This window comes from Allobosea sp. NPDC055332 (assembly GCF_053645455.1).
Genome location: NZ_JBSHMO010000005.1, coordinates 617292 through 633548, shown reverse-complemented (window position 1 = coordinate 633548; position 16257 = coordinate 617292). Strand labels below are relative to the sequence as shown.

Below are 16257 nucleotides of genomic sequence, written 5' to 3'. Positions count from 1 at the left end.
CCCTGCCCGAGTGAGCTGACGCCATGGCCCTGCCCGATCTCATGGACCTGGTGATGCACGACCCGCGGCAGCTGACCTCGCTGCGAGCCGTCGCCGGCGAGCCGGGCGAGGCCATGCCCGGCATCGAGAACCTCTGGCGCAAGCCGGTGTTCAGCCTGACTGCAGGCGGCCAACCGACCAAGGACGGCAAGGCCTCGCTGGAGGATCTGATCGACCGCCATCGCAGCATCGCGCTCACCGATGGTGGCAGCGGCCCGCAGCCGATCGACGTGCCCTTCACCTCGCTGGTGGTGCTGACTGCCGAGGCCCTGCCGGGCGCCCAGGAGCTCGGCCGCTTTCTCGCCGACCGGATCGAGCAGCGCTTCCGCGACGTGATCGACCCCGATATCGGCGTCACCGTTCATGTCGAGCAGAGCCTGCACGCAACCGCGCCGGTCGCGGTCTATCTCGGCCATGGCGTCTACGCCCCGCCGGCCGACAACCGGCTGCCGCATGGCGAGGTGGTGATCCGGCAGGATGCACAGACCGCGATCGGCCAGCCGATCATCGGCGTCAACACGGCGGGCGGGCTCTATTCCGGCCAGGCACGCTTTGCCTTCTCGCGCAGCGAGATGCTGACGCCGGCGGTGCATCCCGATGTGCCGGGCGGCACGATCTTCTTCCTCGGCCGCTATCCGGTCGATGCCTCCGCCCGCGATGCCGGTGGCTTGCCATTACTCACCGCCCTGCCGCAGACGCCCGAAGCGCGGGGCCAGGCGATCCAGGTCGAGACCCTGGCGCTGCCCGGCGGCAATGTCGACGCCCGCTTCGAGATCCTCGGCGTGCGCCCGCAGGTCGGCCGCGTCTCGCTCGGGCTCGTCGACGTCACGCTCGACCGCCGGCCGTCCCGCCTGCAGGCGCAGCCGCCCAAAGGCCCGCATCTTGCCGTCACCGGCCTCGCCATCCCCGAGAATTTCGGCGGACGGCGCATGGCGCGCTACTGGGTCGAGCGGAGCCATGGCGGACGATTGATGTCGTCGGCCATGCTGGCCCAGCGCGACAGCATCGTCGTGCAGGGCCGCGATGCCCGCCGCTACGACCGACGCGAATTGCGCTACAGCCGCGTCGGCGGCGAGTTCCGCGCCGAGAGCATGAGCTTCGACGGCCGCCGCCGTTCGCTGCTGACGCTGGAGGATGGCGAGTTCGGCTATATCGGCCTGCCGCGCGAGCAGACCGCGATCGCCTTCGGCCCGGACCAGTCCTCGCGCGGCTACGGCACCTTCGACTGGCTCGGCGAAGCCGTGCGCGTCCAGTTCGGCTCCGGCGTGGTCGAGCGCCTCGACGATCTCTATGATCACAACCCGGTCGGCTTCATCGCAGCGGCACCGGGCGGCGTCGCCGTGCAGTCGGCCGGCGATATCTGGCTCCTCGGCGGGCGCAAGCCGCAGGCGGCCGGCACCTGCATCATCCCGCCGAACGGCCCGTTCGTGCTCGGGCCGCTGGTGGTCGAGCTCCGGGAGGCGACGCCATGAGCCATCCGCTCTTCCGCGGCCTGAAGCGCAGCGTCACGGCCGTCGCGGTCGGCACCGTCACCATCGTCGGCTTCCTCTGGCTCTCGGGCGGGCTGATCGGCGAGCTCGCCGCCAGCCGCGCCTGGATCAAGCAGCCCGATTTCACCGAGACCAGCCGCTCGAACGAAGACCTGTTCCAGCAAGGCGTCGCGACCGGGCTGATCTGGCTCGATGCCGCCGGCCCGGTCATCCGCTCGCAGCCCTGCGAGGCACTCTATGACGCCTCGCTGACCATGCCGACGCCGCAGGGCACCAAGGAATTCTCGCGCACCCTGCTCGACCGGCTGTGCAACCTGCCGGCCGGCGCGCAGATCCGCTCGGAGATGCTGGCCTGGAACAACTCCTTCCTGATCGCCGGCGCCCGCGACGACCGCGCGCCGGACCGACGCTGCGCCGACGGCACGCCGCTGACGCTGCCGGTGGTGCCGGCCGGCTGCCGGCCGTCGAGCTGGACCGCTCGCGTCGCCCAGACCACCGACCTCGCCGCGCCGCTCAATGTGATGCCCAATGCGGTGCCGCCACCGCGCGACTTCGCCGATTTCGCCAAGCGCCGGGGTAACCAGCTCTCCGACTGGGCCCTATTCGGGCCGTTGCGGGCGCCGGACGACCGGCTCGTGCTCTCGACGCGGCTGCCGGCGGGCAATCGCCGCGTCACCGTCGACATGATCCTGGAACCGGCGCGCGTCGTGGTCGGCAATGAGCGGGTCAACCTCGATCCGAAGCGTGACGAGCAGACCGTGCGCATCGCCGGACTTTCGATCGCGGCCGAACGGGTCTGCTCCGACAGCGACGAATTCGCCACCTGCTCCGAGGAGGCGCAGCAAGGGCTGCCGCATGGTTGGCGCTTCACCATCACTGGTGCGCGCCGCCGCGAGGTCGAGATCGGCTTCGAGGGCCAACCGGTTCGGGCCGTGCCGCCGCGCGCCCGCGAGATCCTCGGTGGACCGGGCGTCCAGAGCGAGGACGGCAAGGTCAAGCTCTGGCGTTCCTCGCATATCGAGGCCGATTGCGAACGCGCCAAGACCAAGCTGGTCTGCGAGCTCGGCTGGCGCGGCGCGGTCACGCAGCGGCGCAGCGGCGCGGCCCGCGCGCTCTACTTCGCCGACGGCACGCCGGTGCTCGACAATAACGGCGTGCCGCTGCCGATCGTCGACGAGCTCGGCCTGACCGCGGTGATCGGCTATGGCGCCGGCGATGTCGGCTCGCTTTCGGCCGCGCTCGGCCGGGCCCGCACCCGCGAGAACCTGACGCTGACGATCGAGCCGCGCCTGCAGAAGCTGGTGCAGGAGGCGGTCTACGAGCATATGGGCGAGCGGCTCGGCCGCGGGAAGCGCCCGCGCAAGCCCGGCCCGCTGCCGGTCAACCTCGCTCCCGAGCAGGAGCCACCGGACCAGGGCGACGGCCGCGCCGTCGTGCTGCTGATGGACGCCGGCGATGAGCCCGGCGCGCTGCTCGGCCTGGCGAGCTGGCCCGATTTCGTGCCCGGCATGCACAGCTGGGACATCCAGGCACTCTCGACCGGGCGCGACAGCGATTCACCGCTCGCCGGCCATGGCTGGCGCGCCGGCGACGTCCACACCATGCCGGGTTCGACCTTCAAGCTGGTCACCGGCCTCGCCAGCATCCTGGGGATCCGCGAGCAGCCTCGCTTCGCCGACATGATCATGGGCCGCACGCCACCGGCGCAGCAGGCGCAGATCTTCGGCATAGCCGGCGGCGGCGGCCTCAATGTCGACGGCGTCGGCATCGCCAACTACGGCGGCGCCGGCTTCAACTATGGCATCCTGGCGCCGGCACAGAGCGGCTGCCCCGATGCCGGCCGCGGCGGGCAGATCGGCTTCTGCGAGGCGCTGATCAAGTCGTCGAACCTGTGGTTCGCCGGCATGGCGCTGACCATGGACGGCCGCAAGGTCGGTGGCCGGCCGACGACGGTGCCGGGCCGTACCGGGACGATCCTGGCCGAGATGACCGAGCATCTCTACCCGATCACCCAGCCGGGCAGCCTCGCCCAGCCCGGCGTCGACCTGACGCGCGGCATCGTGCCGGGCGCACAGCGGCTGACCGGCGAGGCGCTCGACCTCGCCGTCGAGGACAAGCGCAACGCCCGCCGCATCGACCTCGCCACCAACTCCTATGGCCAGGGCGTGCGCGCGACACCGATCGCGATGGCCTCAATCTACGGCTCGCTCGGCGCCCGCAAGGTGATCCGCCCGCGCGTGCTGAAACCGGTGTCGGACGTCGCCGAGACGCCGCAGCCGAACGAAGGCAAGCCGATCATCCCCGGCATGGACCCGCGCCAGGCCGAACCCTTCCTCGACGATGCCCAGCGCGGCCTCTATGGTGTGGTCAACTCGCCGGGTGGCACCGCCGCCGGCGTGATGGCCTCCCTGCCGCCGGATATTCGCCGGCGCATCTTCGGCAAGACCGGCACCGCCGACACCACCGACGGCATGAACTCGGCCTGGTTCGCCGGCTGGATGGACAATGTCGCGGGCAGGAAGCGCGTCGCCTTCACCTGCTTGGTTTCGCATACGCGGGAAACCGGTGGGCGCGCCTGCGGACGGCTGATGGCCGGCCTGCTCGGCAAGGTCGCCGCGCTCGGAGACAAGAAGTGAGCGAGACCACCGCGCTGCGCCAGCTGATGGGCCGCTGGCTGACCTTGCGCCCCTTCCGCCTGCCGCGCATCCGCATCGGCGGCGCCGGCGGGGTCGTGACCGGCCTCGTCCTGCTGGCGCTGTGCCTCGCCGTGCTCGGCTTCTGGTGGCACAATACCACCCATCTGATCGCGAGCGCGCGCCCGGTGGTCAGCCTGGAGCGGCTCGATCTTGCCCTCGCCCGCGGCGAGACCGTGACGATCGGCCGGCGCGAATTGCTGCAGCCGCAGCGCTTCGACGCGGCCGAGGCGCGCCATGTCGCCCTCACCCGCCAGCCGGACGGGCGCGTCACCATCCGCAATGTCGCCAATACGCGCCGGCTCTGGCTCGACTATCTCAACGGCGCCGGCAGCTTCTCGGCGCGCTGGCGCTTCCTGCCAGGCGACCGCATCGCCGCAGGAGCGCTCGCGATCGCGGTCGACGAGGCCCGGCCCGGGCGCCTGGCACTGACCCTGACGGAAGCCGGCAAGCCGGCCCGCAAAATCACCATCGACTCGACCGGCCCGCTCTCGACGCTGCGGCTCGACGGCAACGCGCTCTCCGTCTGCCAGCCGCGCAGCGGCGCCGACCGCATCCGCGAGATCGTCACCGGCCTGATCGCCACCGACGAGCGCGGCGAGGACCGCATCGTCTCGCTTGGCGGCCGCCTGACCTGCTCGGTGCGCGAGGAGGCGCATGTCGGCGCCAGCGCCCTGCCTTTCAAGGCGCTGACCGTCGTCGCGCGCGGCGGCAGCTATTTCCTGGCGCCGGGCGATGCCGTCGATGCGCCGCGCCCGCCGGTGCTGTTTGCGCGCGGCAATCAGCGCATCACCGATTTCACCGACATCGCCTGGGAACTCGATCCCGAAGGGCCGGCGCGGCTCAGCCACATGATCATCGGCCGCACCCGCTATGCGGTCGACATCGGCCAGGAATCGAACGGGCGCCTGCCACTGCGCCTGACGCCGCTGAGCAAGACCCACCGCTTCGCACCCGACGACGCCGAGGCCCTGCGCGCATCCGCGACCACCGACAGTGTCCGGCCTGTAGTGACGCCGCCACGCCAGCCGATGTCGGCCGCCGAGCTCGGGAACCCGCTCGCCTCGCTCAACGGCGTCGAGCGCATCGTGCGCCTGCTGCTGACCCTCGGTGTCGCCGTGTTCGGCGTGCTTGCAGCCATGCACCACGCCACCCTGTTCCGGCGCAGCGCCATTCTGGTCCGGCTCGTTGGCGCGCTCGGCTCCACCGCCTTCATCGGCGCGACCACCATGCTGGTGCTGGCGCCGGAGCTGTCACGACTCGGCGGCGCCTCGATTTCCTATGAGGGGGCGCTGCACGCCACCATCCTCGCCTATGCGATCGCCTGCATCGCGATCATGGTCGGGCCGCGCTTCACCACGCCGCTCAGGTTGACCTGGCTCGGCCTCGTCATGCTCTGCTGCCTGGGCAGCCTGACCCTGCTCGCACTCGGCCTCGACGCCGAGAAGACCGACTTCACCATCCATGCCGAGAAGAACAAGCTCCTGTTCTTCGACCTGATCCCGGTCGTCGCGGTGGTGATCGTCTTCCAGCCGCAGCGCTCGATCGCGGCGCTGCCGCGCTCCTTCTTCATGGGCGTCGGCTTCAAGGACCAATTGCTGCGCGCGGTGCCGGCGATCCTGATCCTCGCCGCCTTCGTCGCCTGGGGCGTGCTCGGCACCGAGACCGGCGTCGCCGGCTTCCAGCCGGTCGAGCTCGGCAAGATCGCGCTCGTCCTGGTGCTGGCGCACATCTTCCTCGGCTTCTCGCGGATCGACTATTTCTACAACCAGCGCCACTACATCTCCTGGCTCACGGTCAGCCTCGCGACCGTGCTGGTCTTCATCCTGTTCCTGACCGCGGTGCCGTTCCTGAAGAGCGACTATTCGCCGGCGCTGATCATCATCATCACCACCGTCGTGCTCGCCTTCGCCTTCCTGCTGCCCAGCACGCTGAAGCGCCTGTTCGAGATCATGCGCGTCTTCCTGCGCCGCGCCGACGCACCGCAGCGCAAAGTCCGCCGGCTCGGCTGGCCGCGCGGCGGCGTGCTGGCACTCGTCCTCGTGATCCTGCTCGGCATCAACGCGGCGCTGATCTACGTCTTCCCCGGCCTCGTCACCTATGCGATCTCGGGCCAGTGGAGCCTGCCGAAGGAACGGCTTGCCGCCATCGACACGCTCGAGAAGGCGCGCGGTGGCCTGTTCCGCGTCCCGGCCGAGCGGCTACTGACCTGGTACGACCTCGACCACGCCACCAAGCGCACGCAGACGGCCGCACAGGATCGCAGCCCGGACGTGATCCACCGCGATCTCGGCTTCCAGCTGCTGCAGTCCAAGGTCGCGCTCGCAGAGATGCCCTGCACGCTGGCCAGGCTCGATCTCGGCCTCGACAAGACACCGGTCGAGGTCCGCCGGGCCCTCGACGAATTGCCACCCTCGCCGGTCTCGCTCTGCGCCATGCTGCCGGGCGCGCGCGTCACGCCGATCGCCGAACGCAAGGGCGAGGAGCAGGACGAGACCGTCAGCCGCTTCACCGTCAGCGATCTCGTCCGGCTGCCGGTGGTGCAGAACGACTTCATCGCCACCTTCCTGATGGTGCGCTTCGGCCTGCCGGCAGGACTCGCGCTGCTGGCAGCGCAAGTGATCACCGTCTTCGGCCTGCTCTCACTGGCGGTCAGCCTGATGCGTGAGCGCGCCATGGGCTCGGCCCAGGAAGGCGCCAACAAGGGCATGGCGATCATCCTCGTCGGCATCGCCACGATCTTCGCGCTGCACTGGAGCATTTCCTGGGGCAACGCGCTCGGCCTCTTGCCAGTGATGGGCCAGCCGATGACCTTCATCGCCGCGGCGACCTCCCATCACATGCTGATGGCGCTGCCCTCCATCGCGATCGCGCTGATCGCCGGCCGCCTCGCGGCAATCCGCCAGCTCTCGCCGACAAGCGACCCGCCGCCCTGGGGCCTGTGGCGCGGGCTGACGCGCGGGGGACTGTGAAGCAGGGCTGCGCGCCGTCGTTCTCGGCCGAAAGAAAGGCCGAGAATCTGGTGAAGGGACGACGGTGGTTCCAGAGCTCATCCGGCCTGAGATGCTCGGGCCAAGCCCGAGCATGACGGCTGGGCCGACTTAGCGTCGCAGGATCTGGATCGAGAGTGCCTTGGGCTCTTCGACCTGGATCACAGGGAAGGCCGTGATGCCGCTGCGGATCGCATTGGGATTGAAGACCACGCGGGTCGGCGTCGACTTGGAGGCGACGACGGCCGGGCCGGTCCCGTTCTGGAACTTCGCCTTGGCCGGCGCGACCGGGTCGAGCGCCAGTCCGCAGATATCCTGGCCATCGATCGCGACGCTCGCCATCTCGCCGACATCGACCGAAGCCTCGCTGTAGCGCGGGCGGAGCTCGTAGATCTGAGCCTCGCAGGTGCTGCCGGCCGGTGGCGACAGGGTAACCAGCCGCGCCAGAGCGGAACCTGACATGACGGCAGGGCCGCCTTGGGCGCCGGCGCTTTGCTGTCCCAGCGAGGGCGCCGTTGCGTTCTGCCGAGTGCTGTTCTGCTGGGCGTTGGGCGGCTGCGTCGTCCCGCTGGTCCCGGGCTGGGTCAGCGTCGGCGGCACCTGATAGGGGTCCTCGGTCGCAGGACCGCGCGTCAGGTACCAGCCGGCACCGGCAGCGCCGGCGAGCAGTACCACCGCCGAGGCGGCGATCAACGGCAGACGGGACGAGGGAGAGCTCGAAGCCGGCTTGTCGCCGAGCACCGCGCGGCGTGGCCGTGGCGCCTGCGGGCTCTTCAGCACATCGGCGATCGAGTGCTCGTCCCCGGCGGGGCGCGGCTGAACGAGGGTCTGCTCCGGCTGCGATGCGCCTGCTTGCGCGGGCTGCGGCTGAGGCGGCTGTTCGGTAGTCTTGGGCTCGAACGGTTTCAGGGCCATCGAAGACGATCCCGGTGCGGCCGGCCGCTCCGGCGCGGACGCCGCGGCCTGCGGTTCGAAGGAGCCGCTGCGCAGGAAAAGGTCGATCGGCGCAGCGATGTCCGCGAGGGAAGAGACCACCACGATATGATGCGGCTGACCACCGAGAATCTTACCGAGGATCGCGACGGCGCGGTCAGCCTCCTCGCCATGCGGCACCAGCGCCAGCACCGGCGTCGCGCCATGCTCGGCGTCGGCGAAGAGGTGGCGGCAGCGGTCGAGCTTGGTGGTGAGGTGGTATTCCTGCCGGGTGACGCGCGCCTCGCTCGCCGTATCGGCGACGGAAAGGTCGATCGCACCGGTGCCCCAGATCACGAGCTTGGCCTCGGCGGCCTTGTGCGTCACCGCCTCGCCATGAGCGAGCGCGCAATGGGCCGCGAGCGTTGGCACCATCCAGCTCTTGCCCTGGTCGATCGAGCCGGACGCAGCGAGGCGATAGCTGCCGCCATCGGGCAGGCCGAGAATCTGGCGCAACGGCTCGCCCGGGCGCAGCAGATTGCTGTACTGCGTGCTCCAGGGCTCGCAGACCTCGGAGCTCTCGGTCGCCAGCACGACACGCGAAACCGGCACGCGCGCCGACCAGGCGAGCTTCTTCAGGATGATCGGCTGGTCGGTCGTCGGCACGACGACGAAGACACCGGAGCGCCTGACGTTCTGATCTCCCGCCATCATCTTTCTCGCAGGCCCTGCCGTCCCTTATGCCGGGCAAAAGCGCAGCTTTCCGCTGCGCTCCCGACCTTAGAGCAGATAAACGCCCGCGAGCGGGTTGGCGAGCATCAATCGCAAGAGGTCGCGCTCGGCGTCCTGGCGCGGCAGATCGATGACGATGTGCTTGTCGACCGGCGCCGGCAGCGGCAGACGGACCACGCCCTCGATCGAGACGACCTCGATCATGGTCGGGGCCGGGTCGGTCTCCGACAGGCACTGGATGACCAGGGCCGGCGGCGCATCGTCCTCCTCGATCACGTCGAGCTCGAACGAGCCGATACGACGATGAGTCGCGCTGCTGTCATAGGCCGCGGCCGCCAATTCGCTACGCGCCACGGCCTGGAAGGAGAGCAAGCGGCGATAAAGCCGCGCAGCCTCCGGGTCGGTACGGATGGCACGCTCGGCCGCGAAGTTGACCGGCTCGCCGCGGACACGGCGGGCATGCGCCCAGAGGTCAGCGCGGCTGATGCTCGCAGCCGCAGCCTCTTCCGGCTCGGCGCTCGCGATTTCCGCGAGGACCAGGCGAGCCGTGGCGCGGCCGACACGCGGGTCGTCCTCGATCGGAACCTGGTTGAGGAAGTCTGTCATGGCCGTTTCGATCGCCCTTGATAGCGCTGCGAGAAGACGTCGGTGAACCGCGCCTCGTCGCTGGCGGCCTGGGCGACCAGGTCCGTCGTTTCTCCGAAGCGCTTCTGTTGCCTGTTGATCCGGTGCAGGGCTGCTGCGACCGTTCTCAGTGCTCCCCCATGCCTTGCGAAGATCAGCGCCAGTTTCGCATCCTCGATCCGGAAGCTGGCACGATCATGACGCCAGCGCCTGAGCAGCTTCTGTCCCTCGGCCGTTGCTGCCTCGCTCTGCGGCCCCTCGATCGCCTCGAGGGCATTGCCGATCAGCAGCAATTCGTCGAGCCGCTTGCCCAGCGCGGCGAGCGCCGCGCCGATGCCGGCATAATCGAACGCCTCCGGGCTCTGGTCGACCTGGCCGCGATTGGAGCCGGCGATGCGGCGGCTCGCCTCGACCAGCCGGTTCTCCCAGGGCGCGACGGCGCGAGAGCGGACCAGCGTCAGGGGCTGCTCATGGGCGAGCGGCAGGATGGCGAGCGCCCGGCCGATCGCTTCGCGCTCTTCCTTGTTGAGGAATTTCGGCTCGGTCGGCAGGCGCATCAGCGCGGCATAGACGCGCTCACGCACGACGCCGTCCTCGTCCTCCTCCTCAGGCTCATCGTCCTCCTCCGGCTCGTCCATTTCGAGCTCGCCGAGGATCGCCTGATGGTCGAGCCAGGCGATCAGGGCTTCCTCGGGGTTCTCGGAGGGCTGACGTGCCATCAGCGTTTCCATCGAGGCCGGCGCCATGAAGTCGCGGCGGCCGACGCTGGAGCGCTCCTCGCGGACGAGCGCGCTGAAGCGCTCGGCGAAACGGGCGAAGCTCCAGGTCTCGCCGTGCAGCAGGGCGAAGCTCCAGAGCGAGATTAGATCGTCCGGATCGAACTCGCGCTGCCGCTCGCGCCGGCCGGAGGCATTGAGGAAGGCCTCGCGCTGACGGATCAGGTCGGCGAAGGCGAGCAGGGGCAAATGGCGCCGGCGCCAGGCGCGCATGAAGCGAGCCGGCTCCTGGACGGCGCGCTTCATGCCGTCCTCATCGAAGGAGGCAAGCGCGAAGACGGCATCGAGCGCGGTGCGCAGCGCGACGAGCCCGCCTTCCGAGCGCTCGTCCGCTTCGGCCGCGAACAGGAAATCGGCGAGGCCGAGTGCGCGCCGGATCCTGCTCCAGGAGAAGGAGCGGCTCTTCGCCTCGCCCTTGCCGCCATAGGACAGGACAACCTCGGCTGCCGAGGCTTCGACGGTGGCCCCGGCGAAGGTCGTGCGGACCGGTCCTTCCTGGCGCAAAGGCCGCAGCAGGATGCCGGTTTCATCAAGCATGCAGCCGATCGCGGCATCGCGCGCCGGCATGCGCGGGTTTGCCGTCAGCGCGCCGAGCGAGAACAGCACCTGCAACATGTCCCAGAGCGGCAGGTCGGCATTCTCCGAACCGCCGCCCGTGATCGCGAGAACGAACTTCTCGGTATCCCGCGCGGAAAACCGCCGCGAAGACGCAATCGTGCTGATCTCCGCGACCCGTGCCGGGTCAATGCCCCAATCCATCTTTCAAATATCCGCATCGAACACCGGCTCAGTTGCGGCGAACGGAACCCCTGCCCATTCCGTTCGCGCCAGGCCGGCGCATATTGCTGCCATAATTAAAGTAACAAGCCGCCCGGTCCGTGTCGACCGGGCGGCAATTTTGCAAGAACGGGCCGGAATTTATGGTTACCCGGCCGTCCAATCCGATCAGCGCGTGGCGACCTTGCTGACCACCAGCCGGTTGCCGGAGAAGGTGACCTGACCGTTCAGACCGACGAGCTCCAGCATCAGGCGGAAATTGCGGGTCAACCGGGCCGAGTCGGCGGACGTGCTGTAGAAGAAGTCGGCCGAGGTCGAGGTCATCTGCGTGGCGCGGTGGGCGCGATAGCAACCCCAGCGGACGAACTCGCTCTCAACCCGGTCGACTTCCGTGGCGGTGAAGTCGCGTAGCTGGATCACGAAGTCGGTCGGCAGGCTGTTGCAGCCATCGGCATTGGCCACGGCAGGCGCTGCACCGCCAGCACCACCACCGAGAACGATACCATCCTTGCCGGCGGCAGCCGCACCACCGCTCGGACGGGCAAAGCCCTCGAGCTTCTGGGCGATCGCCGCGCCGAGATCGGCGGCGAGGATGCGCGACTGGCTGCCGACGGTTTCGAGCAGGCACTCGGCGCTGCAGGGGTTCGGCAAGGCAGGCAGCTGGAAGCCTCCGACCTCGAAGGCCGCGATGAACTGGCCGGAGCGGACATTGAGCACGCGGCCGGCGATGCGGATCTCGGGGAAGCGGATGTCGGCGGCGACGGCGCGACGGGCCGAAGCGTAGATCTGGTAGACGACCATGGCGTCGACCGGCGTCGAGACGGCGCGTGCGATCTCGATCAGCTCGGCGTCGCGGCGGCGGACCCGGGCGGTCTGGGTGATGCCGAGCGCCAGGCTGGTCTCGTCATAGACCTGGAAGCCACGAGTGTTCAGATACTCCGAGAGCTGGAGCTGAACCCGGTTGAAGATGCGGTTGTTGCGCGGAACGGTGTCCGGATCGGCGTCGTCCGACATCACCAGGAGGTTGATGCGGGAATTCGGCGATTGAGCCTGAGCGACGGCTGCGAAGGACATCAGCAACGCGAAGCCGAGCATGAGACGCTTGAAGAAAGCCATGACGGTGCCCCCTGAGGCGAGCGGTTGTTTCGGGAAGACGGTAGAACTCAGCCGGTGATGGCGATGACCTCGACGCGGCGATTGACAGGCGAATAGGGGCTGCGCGGATTGCGCAGCATATCAGGGCCGAAGCCGTGGGCGACAAGGCGGCCTGGCGCGATCTCGCCATAGGAGACCAGCCAGTCGCGCACCGCGGCAGCCCGCTCCTGCGAGAGCTCGACATTGTAGTCGTAGCCCCCTTCGGCGCTGGTGTGGCCGGCGATCAGGAAGCGCTGATCGAGCAGGATCGGATCGCGCAGCGCCAATGCAAGCCGCATCAACGTGGCTTCCGCGCCACGGCGCAGCGAGGCCGAGTCGTTGTCGAAGAAAACCGTGACCTCGACACGTCGGGTCAGGTCGATCACGACATCCGAGCCGTAACCGCGCGGGTGGACGCGACGCGGCACCGGTGCGACGCGGCGCACCACGACCCTGCCGCCACCACTTCCGCCACCGCTCGAGCGGCCCGGCACCCGATCATGCGGCGCCAGCGAGCGCAGGATATTGGTTGCCCCTTGATCGGTCTGCGCCAGCGCAGGAAGAGCGCTCAGCAGCGGCAACGAAAAGACGAATCCACCGAGCGCACGACGAGACATCATCTGCGGAAGCTCGCTATTGTCCTTGCGCTCATCTGCGTTCTTCATAGCCAGACCCCCTGTTTACCCTCTCTTCGCATAGTCCTGTAGCCTCGACAATGCGACGGCCGACTCGGGCGAGACGGGACGCGGCAATGGCGTTGCCCGAGCTTTGCCACCGTTTGCCGCATTTTCGCTGCGAGCTGCATTTTTTGCTGAACAGTGGATGAATGCCCGGCCTTCTACGCGCGCGCGTTCATCATTCAGGCGCCGCCTTTGCGCCGGCATTCGCGAAACCGGCTCAAGGACCGCCAAGGGCCTGACAACGCGCCCAGCGCACACCCGTTCATGAGGAGACCCGCCATGGGCTTCCAGCTCGATCAGACCGTCCGCCAGCGCAGCAACCGTCTGCGTTTCGCCGTCGCCGCGCTCGCGCTCATCGTCTCGTCCGGTGCGGCTTTCGCCCAGGCCGACACCGCTCCCGCGTCCCAGATGGCGCAGGTCAGTGGAGGTAACCCCGATGCGCCGAAGGTTGCCGAGCGGCCGCAGTCGCTGAAGCTGGAATTCTCCGCGCGCACGGTCTCGTTCGGCGTCGCCCAGGCGGCTCGCGAGATCATGACAACGCGCCAGATCCCGTTCGCGCCCGGCAGCTGGGAGGTCACCTCCGATGCCCGCCGCGCCATCACCCAATTGCGCGACGTCTTCCGCGGCAACGCTCCCAAGGGCGCGCCTTTTGCCATCCTGGTTTCGGGCGGCGACGAAGTCGTCAACTATCGCCGGGCTCGCGCTCTGCGCACCCAGCTGATCGAGATGCAGCTCGAGGACGCTGCCAAGGTCGTCATCGCCGCCCGCGCCACCGGCGAGGGCCAGGCCAATGACGATGGCAAGGCGCGCGTCGACCTCGTTCCGCTCGACCCGGCCCGCTGCGGCGGCTGCGGCGACGCTTCCTTCCGCACGCTCGCCCTCGATACCGGCGTCCAGAAGTTGGTGCGTGCGACTGCCGAGGACGTGGTCGTCCCGGCCTCGCAGGTCGCCGGCAAGGACGCGACGGACGTCGCCGCGGCGCCCGTGCCGCCGGTGCGCCAGCAGGCCACCGAAAAGGCCCCGCAGCGGACCCAGGCCACAGCCCAGGCGCCGCGCCCTGCCCAGAAGCCGACCCTCGACCGGGCGGAGCCGCGCTATGACGGCCGCACCGTCTGGGCCGAGCCGGACGATTACGGCCAGCAGCGCCGCCGCATCTCCCGCAGCGCGAGCCGCGGCGGCTGCCAGATGCCGGACATCATCATCGACGACTACTATCCGGGCGGCCCGCTGGTGGGTTGCGACGGCAGCTACGGTCCGCGCCCGCGCTGGTAAGCAGCGGAGCCTCTACGAAACAGGCGCGCTAGCCGACCCGTTCGGCGAAGCGCGCCTTCAGCTTTGGCAAGGCGAAATCGGCGAAGGCGCGGACCTTGGCGACCGAGAGCCTGCCCTCCGGCGCGACGAGATGGACCGGCAGCGGCTCTGGCTCGCAATCGGTCAGCACCAGCCTCAGCCGGCCACTGCGCACCTCGTCGGCGACCTGATAGCAGAGCGGGCGCACCAGCCCTCGCCCCTCGACTGCAGAGGCGATCGCCGCTTCGACCGAATTGGCCATCAGGCGCGGCTTCACCCTGACCTGACGTAGTCGACCGCCCTCCGAAATCGGCGGAAAGCTCCAGAGATCGCCCGCCAGCGCGTGAATCTGCGCGACGCAGCGATGGCCGGCGAGATCGCCCGGCTCCTGCGGCGTACCATGGCGCTCGAGATAGGATGGCGCAGCGCAGACCACATGCCGGACGCTGCCGATGCGCAGCGCGATCAGGCTCGAATCCGGCAGATGCGCGATGCGCAAGGCGAGATCGACGCCCTCGTCGATCAGGCTGACGACGCGATCGAGCAGCAGCATCCTGACCTGAACCTGCGGCTGCTCATCGAGGAAAGCGTCGACCAACGGGCGCAGCAGGCGCGTGCCGGCGACGACCGGAGCGGTCAAAGTGAGGAGGCCACGCGGTGCAGCACGTTCGCCGGCCGCCTGCAGCTCGGCCTCCTCCAGATCGGACAGTACCCGCCGACAGGCGACGGCATAGCGTTCCCCCGCCTCGGTGAGCCGGATCATCCGCGTGGTGCGGTCGAGCAGCCGGGCCCCGACATGGCCTTCGAGCGCGGTGATGGCGCGTGTCACCGCCGGCGCCGAGCGCCCGAGCCGTCGTGCCGCGGCAGCGAGGCTGCCCTCGTCGAGCGCGCTGACGAAGACGCGCATCGCTTCCAACCGATCCATCGTCATTCCATTTTCTGGAAGAATAGCTTTCTCCTGATAGCCATTCTGCCGAGCTCCGTCAGCCCCTAGCTTGGCGTCACGAAATCGGCCGGCCGCTGCCGGGCAAGGCAAGGAGCCTTCAGATGACGCAGGATTCATTCAGCCGCCGCGACGCCTTCGTCGCCCTGTCGGCGACCGCGACCGGCGGAGCCTTCACCGGCCTTGCTGTCCCCGCCGAAGCCCGGACGCCGGCGCGGCCGACGCACCACCGCACCATCAGCATCGACGGCATCGAGATCTTCTACCGTGAGGCCGGCCCGGCCGATGCGCCGGTGCTGCTCCTGCTGCACGGCTTCCCGAGCTCCTCGCGCATGTTCCGCAACCTCATCCCGGCGCTGTCGGATCGCTACCGGGTAATCGCGCCGGACTATCCCGGCTTCGGCCACAGCGCAGTGCCGGACCGGACGGGCTTCAAGTATGGCTTTGCCCGTTTCGCCGAGCTGATCGACGCGTTCCTGACGCAGCTGAAGATCGATCGCTTCGCGCTCTATGTGATGGACTATGGCGCACCGGTCGGCTTCCGCCTGGCGCTGAAGCGCCCCGGCCAGGTAACGGCTCTGATCGCCCAGAATGGCAACGCCTATGAAGAAGGCTTGCGCGACTTCTGGATCCCGGTGAAGGCCTATTGGGCCGATGACACGCCGGCCGGCCGCGACAAGATGCGCGGCGGGCTGACGCTGGAGGCGACGCGCTCGCAATATCTCGACGGCGTCGCCGACAAGAGCCTGGTCGACCCCGACAGCTGGCTGATCGACCAGATGCTGATCGACCGGCCCGGCGTCAGCGAGATCCATCTCGACCTGTTCAAGGACTACCGGACCAATGTCGAGCTCTACCCGCAGTTCCACGCCTTCTTCCGCGAGCGCAAGCCGCCGACGCTGATCGCCTGGGGCAAGAACGACTTCATCTTCCCGCCGGAAGGGGCCCGCGCCTATCTGCGCGACCTGCCCGAAGCTGAGCTCAACCTGATCGACAGCGGCCATTTCGCGCTGGAGGACAAGGGCGAGGAGATCGCAGCGCTGATCCGCGATTTCCTCGGCCGCAAGCTGAAGGCGTAAACACGAAGCGACCTCACCGTCATGGTCGGGCTTGTCCCGACCATCCACGTCTTGGTGTTCAAGACGTGGATGCTCGCCACAAGGGCGAGCATGACGGC

General features: G+C 69.0%; 11 protein-coding genes. 5 read left to right on the top strand and 6 right to left on the bottom strand.

Annotated features, from left to right (window positions below; genetic code table 11):
* The first annotated feature begins 23 nt into the window (after positions 1–23).
* From ACWIGM_RS28520 to ACWIGM_RS28510, 3 genes are read left to right on the top strand one after another with little or no spacing between them, the layout of a single operon-like run.
* Positions 24–1511: a hypothetical protein gene (locus tag ACWIGM_RS28520; RefSeq protein ID WP_454029341.1), complete on the top strand. Its 1488-nt coding sequence runs from the start codon at positions 24–26 to the stop codon at positions 1509–1511.
* Complete coding sequence (locus ACWIGM_RS28515; protein ID WP_454029340.1) at positions 1508–4165, top strand: penicillin-binding transpeptidase domain-containing protein; 2658 nt, start codon at positions 1508–1510, stop codon at positions 4163–4165. Before ACWIGM_RS28520 ends, ACWIGM_RS28515 begins: the two co-directional genes overlap by 4 nt.
* The gene (locus ACWIGM_RS28510; RefSeq protein WP_454029339.1) at positions 4162–7194 is read left to right on the top strand and encodes a hypothetical protein; all 3033 of its coding nucleotides are present in this window, start codon (positions 4162–4164) and stop codon (positions 7192–7194) included. Before ACWIGM_RS28515 ends, ACWIGM_RS28510 begins: the two co-directional genes overlap by 4 nt.
* Positions 7195–7323: 129 nt before the next feature.
* Here the strand turns inward: ACWIGM_RS28510 and ACWIGM_RS28505 are convergent, their stop codons facing one another.
* From ACWIGM_RS28505 to ACWIGM_RS28485, 5 genes are all read right to left on the bottom strand, one after another.
* A complete protein-coding gene (locus ACWIGM_RS28505; RefSeq protein ID WP_454029338.1) occupies positions 7324–8835 on the bottom strand; it encodes a hypothetical protein in 1512 nt (503 codons plus the stop codon).
* 69 nt (positions 8836–8904) lie between these two features.
* Complete coding sequence (locus tag ACWIGM_RS28500; protein WP_454029337.1) at positions 8905–9462, bottom strand: hypothetical protein; 558 nt, start codon at positions 9460–9462, stop codon at positions 8905–8907.
* Entirely contained in the window at positions 9459–11015 is a 1557-nt protein-coding gene (locus ACWIGM_RS28495; RefSeq protein ID WP_454029336.1) for a hypothetical protein, read from the bottom strand. Before ACWIGM_RS28495 ends, ACWIGM_RS28500 begins: the two co-directional genes overlap by 4 nt.
* Before the next feature lie 186 nt (positions 11016–11201).
* Positions 11202–12149, bottom strand: coding sequence for a hypothetical protein (locus ACWIGM_RS28490; RefSeq protein WP_454029335.1), 948 nt, complete (start codon positions 12147–12149; stop codon positions 11202–11204).
* 47 nt (positions 12150–12196) lie between these two features.
* On the bottom strand, positions 12197–12832 hold the full coding sequence (locus ACWIGM_RS28485) for an OmpA family protein (protein ID WP_454029334.1): 636 nt from the start codon (positions 12830–12832) through the stop codon (positions 12197–12199).
* 294 nt (positions 12833–13126) lie between these two features.
* Here ACWIGM_RS28485 and ACWIGM_RS28480 point away from each other — a divergent pair, with 294 nt between their 5' ends.
* Positions 13127–14119, top strand: coding sequence for a hypothetical protein (locus ACWIGM_RS28480; RefSeq protein WP_454029333.1), 993 nt, complete (start codon positions 13127–13129; stop codon positions 14117–14119).
* A gap of 28 nt (positions 14120–14147) precedes the next feature.
* Here ACWIGM_RS28480 and ACWIGM_RS28475 read toward each other — a convergent pair whose 3' ends face one another.
* Positions 14148–15062 carry a LysR family transcriptional regulator gene (locus tag ACWIGM_RS28475; protein WP_454029332.1) on the bottom strand — a complete coding sequence of 305 codons (915 nt, stop codon included), beginning with the start codon at positions 15060–15062 and terminating at the stop codon, positions 14148–14150.
* A 122-nt stretch (positions 15063–15184) separates the two neighbouring features.
* On the opposite strand from ACWIGM_RS28475, the gene ACWIGM_RS28470 reads away from it, so the two are divergent.
* A complete protein-coding gene (locus ACWIGM_RS28470; protein WP_454029331.1) occupies positions 15185–16159 on the top strand; it encodes an alpha/beta fold hydrolase in 975 nt (324 codons plus the stop codon).
* Positions 16160–16257: the final 98 nt, after the last annotated feature.

Bases quoted from the DNA above. Each gene is read 5' to 3' on its own strand.
- ACWIGM_RS28520 (WP_454029341.1), top strand. From the start codon at position 24: ATGGCCCTGCCCGATCTCATGGACCTGGTGATGCACGACCCGCGGCAG.
- ACWIGM_RS28515 (WP_454029340.1), top strand. From the start codon at position 1,508: ATGAGCCATCCGCTCTTCCGCGGCCTGAAGCGCAGCGTCACGGCCGTC.
- ACWIGM_RS28505 (WP_454029338.1), bottom strand. From the start codon at position 8,835: ATGGCGGGAGATCAGAACGTCAGGCGCTCCGGTGTCTTCGTCGTCGTG.
- ACWIGM_RS28500 (WP_454029337.1), bottom strand. From the start codon at position 9,462: ATGACAGACTTCCTCAACCAGGTTCCGATCGAGGACGACCCGCGTGTC.
- ACWIGM_RS28495 (WP_454029336.1), bottom strand. From the start codon at position 11,015: ATGGATTGGGGCATTGACCCGGCACGGGTCGCGGAGATCAGCACGATT.
- ACWIGM_RS28490 (WP_454029335.1), bottom strand. From the start codon at position 12,149: ATGGCTTTCTTCAAGCGTCTCATGCTCGGCTTCGCGTTGCTGATGTCC.
- ACWIGM_RS28485 (WP_454029334.1), bottom strand. From the start codon at position 12,832: ATGAAGAACGCAGATGAGCGCAAGGACAATAGCGAGCTTCCGCAGATG.
- ACWIGM_RS28480 (WP_454029333.1), top strand. From the start codon at position 13,127: ATGGGCTTCCAGCTCGATCAGACCGTCCGCCAGCGCAGCAACCGTCTG.
- ACWIGM_RS28475 (WP_454029332.1), bottom strand. From the start codon at position 15,062: ATGGATCGGTTGGAAGCGATGCGCGTCTTCGTCAGCGCGCTCGACGAG.
- ACWIGM_RS28470 (WP_454029331.1), top strand. From the start codon at position 15,185: ATGACGCAGGATTCATTCAGCCGCCGCGACGCCTTCGTCGCCCTGTCG.